The following is a 12,311-nucleotide window of genomic DNA, read 5'->3' on the forward strand; positions in this document are numbered from 1 at the left end:
GGTCCCACTGCCGCCCTTCTCAAGCCGTCGCCGGCCGGTTGCGGAACCACAGCCTGGGCGCCTCCCAGGAAGCGGCACCTGGCTCCCTCCGGCTAGATCCAGCGGCCCCGTTGCCGGGTCCATTGCAGGTAGCGCAGCCCCACGGTCACCATGGCCGCCACCGCGGCCAGCACCCTCCACCCTGGCAACCGGCCGGCCAGCATGAACGCCAGGCCCAGGGGAAAGCCGACGATGCCGACCCACGGCGTCCGCCGGCGCCACAAGGCCACCACGCAGCCGGCCAGCAGGGCAGGGATCAGGGCGCCGGGTGCCAGGTACACGGTGGCGCCGATGGCACTGGCCAGGCCCCGGCCCCCCGGCCGCAGGCACCGCTGCAGCGGCCAGTTGTGGCCGGCCACCGGAGCCGCCGCCGCAGCCACCAGCCACCATCCCTCCCCGGCCAGGTGGTCGACCAGCGCCACGGGCAGCAACCCCTTGGCGAAATCGAAGGCGAATACCGCCAGCCCCGCTGCCGGGCCGGCCTGGCGCCAGGTGCCCGCGGTGCCGGGTTCGTCCCCCAGTTCCCGAGGCGAGGCGCCCCGGCGCCACCGCACCAGGTACTCCGCGGGCAGCACCCCGCCCAGGAGATACCCCAGCAGGGGGACGACCCAGATCCACGCCGGCACGGCCGGTTCGGCCGGCCAGGCCATGGCGAACCCCCGGCCCATACCTCTCCCCTTCCCCTTCCCCTCCGCCACCGGCCGCCTCGCCTGCTCCTCCGGGAACCCCTTCGCCCGGGAACCCCTCCTCCGGTGGCAGGTCCCTTGCCCTCAATGGTCCGCCGGGCCCGGTGCGGCCGGCCCCGTGGTCTGCCAGCCGGACCGCCCGCCGGCGCCTGGCCCCCCATCACCGGCACCCCCGGATCCCGTCCCGGCCCCCTCGCCGCTCCCTGGGACCGGAGCGGCCTCTCCAGCACCTCCCGTTCCGGACGCGGCCGCGGGCCCCCCGGAGGCCGGCAAGGGCCCCGCCAGCTTCCGCACCCGCACGGCGGCGATGCGCAGGCCTTCGCGGCGTTCCACCGACAGGTACCAGCCCCGGTGCTCGAATCCCTCCCCGGGTTCGGGCAGCCGGCCCAGGTTGTACAGGAGGAACCCGGCCACCGTCTCGTAGTGGGGGCTGGCCGGGATGTCCAGATCCAGGCGCTCATTGGCGTCTTCGATGGACGTGTCCCCTTCCAGCACCCATTCGCTGGCCGTCACCTGCCGGCTGCCCGGCAACCCGCCGGCCATCTCGCCCACGATCTCGTCCAGCAGGTCGTCCAGGGTGACGAGTCCCGCCACCCCGCCGTACTCGTCGACCACCACGGCCAGCCGAAACCGGTCCCGCTTCATTTCCTTGAGCAGATCCAGGGCCGGTTTGGTCTCCGGGACGAAGCGGACCGGTTGCAGCAAGCCTTCCACGGTGTCAGGGCCATCCCCTTCCACCATGGCCCGCAGGAGGTCGTGGGTGCTCACCTGACCGACGATGTCGTCGGGGCCTTCCCCCGTCACCGGGTAATGCTCGAACCCCGCCCTCAGGGCCCGTTCCACCGCCTGGGAAAGGGGCAGGTGCCGCGGCAGCGTGTGCATCTCGGGCCGGGGCACCATAACCTGGCGGACGATGCGGTCGCCGAAGTCGAACACGCCTTCGATCAGCTGCTTCTCCTCCGACCGCAGGTCCTGGTGCTCGGCCACGTAGAAGCGGATCTCCTCCTCCGTCAGCCCCCGCTCCTGCACGTCGGCACGGCCCCCCAGGGCCCGCACCACCAGGTTCGTCGAACGGGCCAGCAGCGCCGTGAAGGGCGCCGCCAGCCGGGCAAGCATGGCGATGGGCCGGGCCACCCTCAGGGCCAGGCCCTCCGGGTTCTGCAACGCCAGCCGCTTGGGCGCCAGCTCGCCCAGCACCAGGGTGACGTAGGAGATCACCACGGTGACCAGGGTGACCGCCACGGAAGTGGCGACCCCCGGCGCCAGTCCCAGGGTCCGCAGCCAGGCGGCCACAGGCTGGGCCAGGGTGACGGCCGCCGAGGCGCTGGCCAGGAACCCGGCCAGGGTGATGCCGACCTGGATGGTGGCCAGGAACCGGCTGGGGTCGGCCATCAGGCGCTGGGCGACCCGGGCGCCCCGGTGCCCCTCCTCCGCCAGCTGGTGGATGCGCGCATCCCGGGCGGCGATCACCGCGATCTCGCTGGCGGCAAAGAACGCGTTGACCAGCACCAGGACGGCGATCCACAACAGTTCCGGCAGGATCTCCGCCAAGGGCGCCCGCCTCCTTCTTCCCGCGGGGCGGTCGGGACGCCCACCTGCCTGGGACCGTGAAGGGGGCCGGTGATCCCCGGCCACCAGGGTCCCGCGGTCCCCCGGCGAACCGCCCGCTGGTGAAAGGTCATTCTACTGCGAATATATCCTGCCGTCCGGTGTCGCAGGTAAGGGGCCCAGGTGGGGGCGGGGTCCAGGCCAAGAGGGCTCCTCAGGCGGAGGACCCGGCTGCAGGTACCCGAGGACGGGAAGGTGCCTCGGGCCGGGGGGCCCGGCTGCGGAAGGTGCCCCAGGCCGGGGCGGGATCCCAGCGACGGCAGGTACCCCAGTAAGGGCGGGGCGGGCGGCGTCGACGCCGCCCGCCCCGGTGGCTTCCGATGCGGCTCGCAACGGGCCGGGCCGCCCGCTCCGCCGGAACCGCCCGCTGAACCGACCGCCAAACCACACCGCCGGCCGCAGAGCCGGTCGACCCCCGGCCCGGCCTTCGAACGGGCCGGCCCGGCCGCCCGCCGGCCCCTGGGGAGGGCCTCAGGATGCCTCAGGATCCGGGCCGGATCTCCGTTATCGACCCGCCCTGGACCACCACTTCGACCCGCTGGCCCAGCAGGCCCGCCAGGTCGATGCCCAGGAAGAGCCCGTTGCCTCCTTGGAGCGCCAGGTGGCGCGGGTCGACGGGCAAGGTCACCACCCGGCCGTCATCCAGCCGCAAGCGCAGCTGGACCTTGCCCCCCGCCCGGCCGGCCGCCCGGCTCGAACCGCCGGCGTCGGCTTCGCCCTCGGCACCTGCACCGGCCCCGGCGAAGCCTTCCAGCGAGGCCAGCAGCGCTTCGAGCCCCGGACTCTCCAGCAAGGTCCCCTCAAGGAGCAGGTTCGCCTTGCCGCCCAGCTCCGGCGGCAGGTCCACCGGCTCCGAGGAGCCACCGCCCCCTTCGGCAGCCCGGCCCCCGCCGTGGCCGCCGGCGCTCACCGCCGTGGCGGCCGCCTGCCCCTGGCCCGCCACGGCCGCCGACGCATTGCCGGCCGCCCGCCCGGCGACGTGCCCGCTCCCGGTACCAGCAGCCGCTCCCAGCACCTGTCCAGCCCGCCCGGCAGTCCCCTCCGCCCCACCGGAGCCCGGGGCCAGCACCCTTTCGACCCGCTGCCAGAGGGAGGTCAACCAGCCGCGCACGGCCTGCCAGATCCCGGCCACCGGTCCAGGGCCACCTTGCCCGGCAGCACCCTCTCCGGCGGTCGCGGCCAGGCGCCCCTCCCCTTGGAGCACCCCGCCGGCAAAGGCTGGTGACCCCGAACCGGCGCCTGTCGCCGTAACCTGGGCTTCCCCGCTCCCCTCCGCTGCGGCTTCGACGCCCTGGCTTGTGAAGACGGCGGCCGCTTCGGCCAGCACTTGGGCGCGGGGGGCCACCTGCCCCTGGGTCCCCGCCGCTGTACCGGTTCCCGGCGCAGCCAGCAGGGGCGTCGCCACAAGGGCGCCAGCCAGCACCAGCGCCACCGTCAACAAGATCGAGGATCCCTTCGCCTTCGGCCGGAGACGCATCCGCTGGAACCCACCTCCTGTCTGTCCCTCCCCGGCCCGAATCCCCCGCTGCCCTCGCAACCCACCACCCAGCACCGGCCCCCACCTGCCGCCCCCTCCCCGGATCGCGGCGAGGCCGGGGCCGGTGCCGGCGGCCCGGCCGGAGGATCCCGGCCGGCCGGCCCGCGCCCGCCAGGGCCACGGGGCCGGTTCTTCCCCCACCCGTGACAGAGTTTCGACTCACTAGAGGTTGTTTTGGGGCTTGTCCGCGGATTGTCGTCAGGAATCACCGCATTTCGCGAAATCTCGCGCCGTATTGAGTGATTTGCCGTTCCCGAGCTGGGGGCGTATGCTACACCCAGGCAAGGCAAGCCGACCCGGGAGGTGGACCGCTTGGCGACCTTCCAGTATCCCAGCCACCCCAGGCCCTCGTGCCACGCGGTGGTCAGCGACGGCCGGCGGGTCGTCCTGGTCCGGCGGGGCGGCGAGCCCTTCCGCGGGTGGTGGGGGCTGCCCGGCGGTGCGGTGGAGCTGGGCGAGACGGTGGAAGAGGCCCTTCGCCGGGAGGTGCGGGAGGAGACGGGGCTCGAGGTCGAGGTGCAGGGACTGCTGACCTACAAGGATGCGGTCAACCGCGACGAGGCCCAGCGCATCCGCTTCCATTACGTCATCCTGTTCTTCGCAGCGCGTCCCGTCGGCGGCACCCTCCAGGCGGCCGACGACGCCGCGGAGGCGGCCTGGGTGCCGTGGGAGGAGGTCGACCGCTTCCGGCTGGTCCCAGGCACCCGCCAGGTGCTGGCGGCGTGGCGGGCCGCCCAGGAGGCGGGGTTCGCCCGGTAGAACGGATCCTCGCCGCCGGCCGGTGCGGCCCGGGCGCCGCCAGCCCGGCGTCACAGCCCGCGGCCGGCTTCCTTGAGAAGGGTCACCAGGGCGTCGTGAATCCGCCCGTTGGTGGCCACCACCGAGGGCTGCCACACGTCGAAGGCGCCGCCGTCGAGGCGGGTCACGCGACCTCCCGCCTCCCGGACCACCAGGGTCCCCGCCGCCAGGTCCCACGGCCCCAGGCGGAGCTCCCAGAAGCCCGACAGCCGGCCGGCCCCCACGTAGCACAGCGACAGGGCCGCCGAACCGATGGCCCGCACGTTCCGCGCCTCGGCCAGCACGGCCCGGAACAGATCCAGGTTCACCCGCTTGCCCTCCACGGCGTCGTACTGGAAGCCTGTCGCCAGGAGGCTTTGGGCCAGCTCGTCCTCCGCCGACACCCGCAACGGCCTGCCGTTGAGGGCGGCGCCATGCCGGCGCACGGCCACGTAGAGCTCGTCCTGCATGGGGTTGAACACGGCCCCGGCCAGCACCTCATTGCGGTACATCACCGCCACCGAGGTGGCCACGATGGGAAGGCCGTGGATGAAGTTGGTGGTCCCGTCGATGGGGTCGATCAGCCATTCCCACTCCCGCTCCCCCGCGGCCTGGGCCACGGCCCCTTCCCGCGAGCCCGCCTGCCCCGAGAGCACACGGCGGGAGATGTCCTCCTCGCCCACCACCGCGTGCCCCGGGAACTGGCGCTGGATGTAGCGGGCCAGCTCGGCCTCGATGGCCTCATCGGCCTCGGTGACCAGGTCATACCGGGAGGTCTTCGCCCGCACGCCCCGGGCGGCGCCGAAGTGGTGCCGCAACATCTCCCCACCCCGCAGGGCCACGTCGACCACCGCGTTGCGCAACGACTCCGCATCCAGCATGCCGGACCCTCCTGTTCATCCGGACCCCGCGCCCAGTAAGAACCCGCGCCGCCCGGCGCGGGTGACCGGAGGGCGCCCCGCCCGCCGGCCCGGCGCCGGCCCGGCGGGACACACCTATCATTGTTGCAGACTCCCTCGCCCCCTGCCACGGTGGCGGCCAAGGCCCAGTTCCCGCCGGGCGGCTGCCGGAGATCGACCCCCGGCCCGCGGGGCCCTGGCTGAGGCAAGTGACCCCGCCCGGTGCCGGCCCTGAAGGGTCCGGCACCGGCGTCCCGCTTGCGAACCGCGTCCCGCTTGCGGACTGCGTCCCGCCTGCGGGCCCCGTCCCTGCAGACCGCGTCCCGCCTGCGGACGGCGCCCCGCCTGCGGACGGCGTCCTTCCGCCCAAACCGCAGCCCGCCAGCCGCAGGACTCGGGGCCCTGGCCTGCATCCCCAGGCTCCAGACGCCCTAGCCGGCCACCGCATCCTGCCCTACTGCTTGCGCCCGGCCGGCCGGCGCCGCCGGCCGGCGCAGGATGCCCAGGGCCAGCACCGCCGCGGCCAGCACCAGGAAGGTCGCCGCCAGCGGCCGGGTGAAGAAGATGGCCGCCGAGCCGCCCGCCATGGTCAGGGACTGGCGGAAGGACTCCTCCAGCATGGGCTCCAGCACGTTGGCCAGCACCAGGGGCGCCATGGGGAAATCCAGCTTGCGGAGCCCGTAGCCCACCAGGCCGAAGACCATGGCGCCCCCCACGTCGAAGAGCGAGTACCGCAGGCTGTAGGCCCCCAGCGCCGAGAGCACCAGGATGGCCGGCCCCAGCAGCGCGAAGGGGATCCGGGCCACCCGCACCCACAGGCCGATGAGGGGCAGGTTCAGCACCAGCAGGATGACGTTGCCCACGTACATGCTGGCGATGATGGTCCAGACCAGGTCGGGGTGCTCCTGGAAGAGCCCCGGCCCGGGATCCAGGCCGTACATCATGAGCCCGCCGAGCAGAACCGCCGGCACGGGCCCGGACGGCAACCCCAGCGAGAACAGGGGGACGAACCCGCCCGTGGAGGTGGCGTTGTTGGCCGCCTCGGCCGCCGCTACCCCCTCGATGGCGCCCTTCCCGAACCGCTCAGGGTGCCGGCTCAGCCGCCGCTCGGCATCATAGGCCACGAAGGTGGTGACCGAGGGGCTGCATCCCGGCAAAAGCCCGAGCAAAAAGCCGATCACGCTGGACCTGAGCATGGCCGGGGTCGCCGCCCGGAGGTCCTGCCGGGTGGGCAAAAGGCCCCGGATCCGCGTCCCGTACAGGTGGGTCACCCGCTCTTCCGCCGCCAGCAGGACCTCGCTGACGGCGAAGAGCCCGATGATCACCGCCACGAAGGGGAAGCCGGCCATGAGGGGCAGCCAGCCGAAGGTCCAGCGGGCCGCTCCCGTCACCGGATCCAGGCCCACCATGGCCACCAGCAGCCCGAGCAAGGCCGCCGCGACGCCCTTCAGCCCGTGCCCGCCCGAGAGGCTGGCCACCAGCGCGCCCGCCAGCACGGTGAGGGTGAAGTACTCGGGCGGCCCGAAGGCCAGCGCCACCTCCGCCAGCGCCGGGGCGAAGAAGGTCAGCCCCACCAGGCTCAGGGTGCCCGCCACGAAGGACGCCAGGGCCGCCATGCCCAGGGCCGGGCCCGCCCGGCCCTGCCGGGCCAGCTGGAACCCGTCCAGGGCCGTGGGCACCGATGAGGCCTCCCCGGGGATGTTGACCACGATGGCCGTGGTCGACCCGCCGTACATGGCGCCGTAGTAGATGGCCGCCATCATCACCAGGGCGGGCCCCGGCGGCAGCACCACCGTCAGCGGCAGCAGCATGGCGATGGCCGAAGTCGGACCGATCCCCGGCAGGACCCCGACCAGGGTCCCCAAAAGGCAACCCACCAGCCCCCAGAGCAGGGTCTGGGGGTCCAGGGCCAGATCGAGCCCGCGGACCAGCCATTCGAAGGATGTCAACGGCCCAGCACCCCCATGGGCAGGGGCACCCCCAACCCCCGGACGAACCCGGCCCACAGGGCCACGGCCAGCAGCACACCCCAGAGGAGGGCCGCCAGCGGCCGCCGCTCGCCCAGATACCACGTGAGTCCAGAAACCAGCACCGCACTGGCCACGGGGAAGCCCAGCACCGGCAGCGCCGCGGTGTAGGCGCCCAGGGCCCCGAGGGTCACCAGCAGCCGCACCCTCCCCTCCCGGACAGCCGCCGCGGGCGAAGCCGCCGCAGGCAAAGCCGGTGCAGGCGAAGCCGCTTTCGGGGAAGCCGGTGCGGGCGAAGCCGCCGCCACGGTGGACGAACCCTCTCCCGCTGCTTCCAGGCCGCCCGCCGCCACCCGGGCTGCGACACCCGCCCTATCGCCGGCCGCCGCAGCCGCCGGCGCCCCGGCCGTAGCACCCACCCTCACCCCGGCCGCCGCAGACTGCGGTGCCCCGGGGCAGGGGCCCGCCGCGGCCCTGGAGCCGGCCGGAGTACCGGTGACGGTCGCCGGCATCGCTGCCGCCTGGGCGGGGCCGCGAGCCCCTCCCGCCCGGGAACGGGCCCGGCCTTGAACCGCGGTGACCAGCACCAGCCCCAGGCCGGTAAGCACCAGCCCCAGAGCCACCAGGGACGGCAGCACACCGGGCCCCATCACACCGGCCACCGGTTCCCGGGAAGGTGCGCCGGCCAGAGCCACCAGCCCCAGCAGGGCCAGGACGATCCCCGCCGCCCCATCCCGCTTCATCGCCCGTTCCTCCTTCCCGCCAACGGACCGTGGCCGCCGCCCGGCCCCCGGCCCCCGCCGGTCCCAGCCTCTCATGGTCCGCCCCGCGGGCGGGTGGCGGAGGGGCGGGGGGGCCGGGGGTCAGGGGCACGGCCACCTTGCCCCCTGCCGGCGACGGCCGCGCTCAGTGCTGGAGATCACCTTGCTCACTGCTGAAGATCCTGGACCAGCGCCTTGTACGTCGCGGTCACCTGTTCGATGTACGCCTTGCTCTCGGCGTGGCCCATGGCCAGCGGCACGAAACCCTGCTCCTCCATCTGGGCCCGGATGGCGGGGTCGCGGGCGATGGTCAAGAACGCCTTCTCCAGCTCGGCGATCACCTGGGGCGGCGTTCCCGCCGGCACCCCCACGCCCCGGTCGATGCGCTCCACCAGGTCGATGCCCTGCTCCCTGAAGGTGGGTGCACCGGGCAGCCCGGGAAACCGCTCGTCCGCCGCGATGCCCAGCACGCGGATGCGGTCGCGGTACCTCACCAGGTCGTTGGAGTTGGCGAAGACCGCCACCACGTGGCCGCCCAGGAAGGCCGTGATCTGGGGCGCCGCCCCGCTGAAGGGCACGTAGGTCAGGTCGATCCCGGCCAGCTTCTCCAGCCGCACCGTGGCCACGTGGTGGCCGGAGAAGGTGCCCGATCCCCCCACGGTGATGGCCCCCGGGTTCGCCTTGGCCGCGGCGATGAACTCGTCCAGGGTCCGGTAGGGGCTGGAGGCCGGTACCGCCAGACCCAGTGGGGTCGACTGGAACAGGACCACGGGCTCGATCTGCTCGGTGCGGTAGCCCGTCTGCTGCTGCAGGGGCTGCAGGATGATGTGGGGCAGGTTGATCCCGGCCACCACCGACCCGTCGGTCCGGCTGCGGACCAGCTCGCTCCAGCACAGGGCGCCGCCGCCGCCCACCTTGTACTCGATGGCCACCTGGCGTCCCAGCAGCCGCTCCAGGTGAGGCTGCTGGCGCCGCGCCTCGATGTCCGACTGGCCGCCGGGATCGAAGCAGACCAGATAGGTAAGGGGCCCGCGGGCGCCGCCCGCTCCGGCACCGCCCGCGGCCTCACCGCCCGAACCGGCGCCCCCGCCGCCCGGGGACGAACCGGCTGCGGCGGCTCCTCCACCCGGGGCCGCACCGCCCGTTCCGCCGGCAGCGCTGCAGCCCGCCAGGGCCAGGATCAGGCCCAGCACCGCCAGCCCGGCCAGCCTCCGCCACCCCGCACGCCGCCACCGGCGGCGGTGCTCTCCTGCCGGAGGGAGCGCCGGTCCCAGGGACGCCGGCCCGGCCCCCCAGGCGGGCGGCTGTGTCCGGATCCCGCTTCCCATGGTGCCTTCCTCCCCGCCCGGCGGGGCACCTGTCCGGTGCCGTTCGCAGCCGGGGCCCGCAGGCCGGCCCCTGGCCCCTGGGCGACGGGCAGCCCCTAAGGGCCGTCGCGGGCCGGCCGGCCCATCGGGTCACCGGCCCGGATTGCCTGGGCGTTCATCCCGCCGGGCTAGGCGTACTCTATGCCCTCCGGCCCGGCGACGTGAGTGCAGGGGCGCGCGGTCCCGTACCGGGCCATGCTCCAAGGGCCTCAGCGGGCTCAGTGGCGGCTGCGGGCGTAGAGCCTGGGCGTTCGTACCCGCGGAGCGGCCATGGTGGCGGGGGGATCGCTGGCGGGGAAGGTCCCTTCGACCACGTCGTCGTAGTCGAAGCGGAACTCCTCCATGCCCCGCACCAGTTCCGCCGCCACGCCACCCAGGTGGCTGTGCAGTCGCTGCCCGGCCAGCGGATGGAGCTCGCCCTCCTCCGCCTGCCGGTGGCGCTCGAAGGCGGCCGCCAGCTCGGCCACCAGCCGCTGCAGCCCGGGCGCCCCCGCCCTGGCGTCGCCCGTTGTGCCGTCTGCCGCCGCCGCACCACCCGCTGCGACGCCCGCCATCGTGGCGTCACCTGCGGCGCCAGCATCCCCCCCGGGCTGGGTCCCTGCCCACGGCCCGTGAACCTCCGCGGGCACTGCCGGAGCCGGTGTGCCTTCGTCCCCGGGGCCACCGCCCGCCGCGTACCGGCCCCCCGCCCCGGCAGGAGCGGGAGTCGCCAGCCCGCCGGCCGCCATGGCCAGGCGGGCGGCGCCGGGATTGCCATCGGAGGACGGCGGCGATTCCCCCTCCAGCCCTTGCATCCTTTCCAGGGCGTTGCCCAGGCGCTGGGCCAGTTCGTCCAGGCGGCGGTGTTCCGCCACGCGAGATTGCAGGGTCCCAGCCAGGTCGTGGCCGCCGTGGAGGCGCAGGGCGGGATAGAACACCTCCTGTTCCAGCCGGCGGTGGGCGTCCAGCTCATCCAGCAAGCGGGTCACCAGGCCAGGGTCGGGGGCCTGGCGGTCCCCGCGCAGGTCCCCACGGCGGAGGTCGTCCAGCAGGGATGACAGCCGCCGGTGCTGATCACGAAGGATCTCCAGGGCCCGCCGGCCGGTCCCACCACCGGGGCCGGTGCCGGACCCCGTCCCGGGGCCGGCGACGGTCTCTGCGTCCCCGCCGGGACCCGCGGGGATCCCCGTACCGGTTTGCGGGCGGTCCCGGCGGCCTCCGGCGACCTCCCCCATCCTGGAGGCAACCTCCTCCATCCTCTGGTCCACGGTCGTCGCCCCCTCTGCAATGGCCTGCGGCCCTAGTTTGCGCCACCCTGCCGGCGGCTCCCGCGGGGCGCTGGTCGTCGCGGCCGGCCGGCTCCCGGCCCGGCGCCCGGTCCGCAGCGTTCCCAGGCGGGCCCCATGGTCCCCACCGCCAGGCCTGCCGCCTGCCGGCCTCGCACCCGCCGCTGCGTTCTTCCCGCACCCCGCAGCGCGGCGCCCGTCCCTTCCTGGTCGCTCCCACCGGCCCGCAGCTGCCGCGACACCCCCCGCTCTCCGCCGCGGGCGGCTAGGCACCGGCTGCTGACGGAATGCAACGGAAAGATGAGCCGCGGCTGCGGCCTGGGGCGTGTATCGGGCATGTATGAGCCGCCAGCGTACAGGCCATACTGGAACGTGCCCGGGCACCAGAAGGAGGAAGCAGCTTGGTCGGCAAGATCAGGCCGCGTCGCGTCATCATGCCGTCCGATCTGGTGGGCCAGGCCGGACCCAGCAGGCCGCGGTCGGGCCCCGTCATCCATTACCGCCTCGACGACCAGGCCCTGGCGGCGGCCCCACCGGCCGCCGGCCCGTCGGCGGACCCGCCCGCGGGGCCCCCGGCGGGCGGCAAGGAACCGGGCAGCCCACGCCCGGCCGGCCATGCCCAGGTGCAGGCGGGGACGGTAGGGACGGCGCAAGCCCGCCACGCCCATCGGGTCCGCCCGGCTGCCGGTTCAGGATTCCATGCTGCGGGAGGAGGAGGACGCATGCAGGAACCCGTGACCCACACCGGTACACCCGCTTACGCCGCACCCGGTGGTCACCCGGCGACGGCGGTGGCCGCCGGCTCGATGCCCGGCGGCGCCCAGGGAGCCGGCTCGCCCGGCCCGGCCGGGGCCGCTCCCGGGCGGGTCGACTTCCACCGGTTGAGCCCGCAGGAGCAACGCCAGGCTTTGCTGGAACTGGTGCGGGACGGCCGCAACGACGAGGAAATCGGTGAGATGTTCGGCCTGAGCCAGTGGCAGGTGCGCAACCTGCGCTACCGCCTGGGGATCAAGAAGGACCGGGGTGGCAACGTTCACCTGGAACCCATCCGGATGCGGGGGGTGGAGCCGTCCGACCCGGTCGTCCCCTTCGAAGCCGGGGAAGGCCGGCCGCGGCTGGCCCTCACCCTGGAGGGGGAGTTCACCGGCACGACCCTGGCCAGTTATCTGGAGGGGATCACCAGCTTCGTGGGCGCAGCGGGCGAGCGGCCCTTCCGGGTGAGGTGCTTCGTCTGCGAGGCCGGCGAGGACCAGGACGACCACCGCTAGGATCCGCGGCCCGCCAGAAGCCGTGGCCCGCTAGGATCCGCGGCCCGCGGCAACCGGCCCGCCTGCGCCGCCGCCGCGGCCGTTGCCTAAAGAACCGGCCAGCAGCAGCGCAGCAGCTGTCACCCGACAGCGCGCCG

General features: G+C 74.4%; 10 protein-coding genes. 2 read left to right on the forward strand and 8 right to left on the reverse strand.

What is annotated here, in order from left to right; genetic code table 11:
• Window positions 1-92: 92 nt before the first annotated feature.
• The 3 genes from THESUDRAFT_RS12290 to THESUDRAFT_RS06855 all read right to left on the reverse strand — a co-directional run bounded on the left by THESUDRAFT_RS12290 (window position 93) and on the right by THESUDRAFT_RS06855 (window position 3,774).
• Window positions 93-707: a glycerol-3-phosphate acyltransferase gene (locus tag THESUDRAFT_RS12290; protein WP_242823266.1), complete on the reverse strand. Its 615-nt coding sequence runs from the start codon at window positions 705-707 to the stop codon at window positions 93-95.
• A 102-nt stretch (window positions 708-809) separates the two neighbouring features.
• Window positions 810-2,276, reverse strand: coding sequence for a hemolysin family protein (locus THESUDRAFT_RS06850; protein ID WP_006904027.1), 1,467 nt, complete (start codon window positions 2,274-2,276; stop codon window positions 810-812).
• Window positions 2,277-2,814: 538 nt separating this feature from the next.
• Window positions 2,815-3,774, reverse strand: coding sequence for a hypothetical protein (locus tag THESUDRAFT_RS06855; protein ID WP_156821742.1), 960 nt, complete (start codon window positions 3,772-3,774; stop codon window positions 2,815-2,817).
• A 399-nt stretch (window positions 3,775-4,173) separates the two neighbouring features.
• Here THESUDRAFT_RS06855 and THESUDRAFT_RS06860 point away from each other — a divergent pair, with 399 nt between their 5' ends.
• Window positions 4,174-4,629 (forward strand): NUDIX hydrolase, encoded by a 456-nt coding sequence (locus THESUDRAFT_RS06860; RefSeq protein ID WP_278199612.1) that lies wholly within the window; start codon window positions 4,174-4,176, stop codon window positions 4,627-4,629.
• 50 nt (window positions 4,630-4,679) lie between these two features.
• Here THESUDRAFT_RS06860 and THESUDRAFT_RS06865 read toward each other — a convergent pair whose 3' ends face one another.
• The 5 genes from THESUDRAFT_RS06865 to THESUDRAFT_RS06885 all read right to left on the reverse strand — a co-directional run bounded on the left by THESUDRAFT_RS06865 (window position 4,680) and on the right by THESUDRAFT_RS06885 (window position 10,855).
• A complete protein-coding gene (locus tag THESUDRAFT_RS06865; protein WP_006904031.1) occupies window positions 4,680-5,528 on the reverse strand; it encodes an inositol monophosphatase family protein in 849 nt (282 codons plus the stop codon).
• Between the two features lie 449 nt (window positions 5,529-5,977).
• Entirely contained in the window at window positions 5,978-7,495 is a 1,518-nt protein-coding gene (locus tag THESUDRAFT_RS06870) for a tripartite tricarboxylate transporter permease (RefSeq protein WP_006904032.1), read from the reverse strand.
• Window positions 7,492-8,256, reverse strand: a complete 765-nt coding sequence (locus tag THESUDRAFT_RS06875) for a tripartite tricarboxylate transporter TctB family protein (RefSeq protein ID WP_006904033.1) — start codon at window positions 8,254-8,256, stop codon at window positions 7,492-7,494. The genes THESUDRAFT_RS06870 and THESUDRAFT_RS06875 overlap by 4 nt, the downstream gene beginning before the upstream one ends.
• 185 nt (window positions 8,257-8,441) lie before the next feature.
• Window positions 8,442-9,602, reverse strand: a complete 1,161-nt coding sequence (locus THESUDRAFT_RS06880; RefSeq protein WP_006904034.1) for a tripartite tricarboxylate transporter substrate binding protein — start codon at window positions 9,600-9,602, stop codon at window positions 8,442-8,444.
• A gap of 257 nt (window positions 9,603-9,859) precedes the next feature.
• Window positions 9,860-10,855: a hemerythrin domain-containing protein gene (locus tag THESUDRAFT_RS06885; RefSeq protein WP_006904035.1), complete on the reverse strand. Its 996-nt coding sequence runs from the start codon at window positions 10,853-10,855 to the stop codon at window positions 9,860-9,862.
• A 452-nt stretch (window positions 10,856-11,307) separates the two neighbouring features.
• Between THESUDRAFT_RS06885 and THESUDRAFT_RS06890 the strand changes: the two genes are divergently transcribed.
• Window positions 11,308-12,174, forward strand: a complete 867-nt coding sequence (locus THESUDRAFT_RS06890) for a transcriptional regulator (protein WP_040826360.1) — start codon at window positions 11,308-11,310, stop codon at window positions 12,172-12,174.
• The last annotated feature ends 137 nt before the right edge of the window (window positions 12,175-12,311 follow it).

This window comes from Thermaerobacter subterraneus DSM 13965 (assembly GCF_000183545.2).
Taxonomy (GTDB): Bacteria; Bacillota; Sulfobacillia; order Thermaerobacterales; family Thermaerobacteraceae; genus Thermaerobacter; species Thermaerobacter subterraneus.

Excerpts from the sequence above, each read along its gene's own strand:
- THESUDRAFT_RS06875 (WP_006904033.1), bottom strand. The coding sequence starts at position 8,256 with ATGAAGCGGGATGGGGCGGCGGGGATCGTCCTGGCCCTGCTGGGGCTG.
- THESUDRAFT_RS06865 (WP_006904031.1), bottom strand. The coding sequence starts at position 5,528 with ATGCTGGATGCGGAGTCGTTGCGCAACGCGGTGGTCGACGTGGCCCTG.
- THESUDRAFT_RS06880 (WP_006904034.1), bottom strand. The coding sequence starts at position 9,602 with ATGGGAAGCGGGATCCGGACACAGCCGCCCGCCTGGGGGGCCGGGCCG.
- THESUDRAFT_RS06885 (WP_006904035.1), bottom strand. The coding sequence starts at position 10,855 with ATGGGGGAGGTCGCCGGAGGCCGCCGGGACCGCCCGCAAACCGGTACG.
- THESUDRAFT_RS12290 (WP_242823266.1), bottom strand. The coding sequence starts at position 707 with ATGGGCCGGGGGTTCGCCATGGCCTGGCCGGCCGAACCGGCCGTGCCG.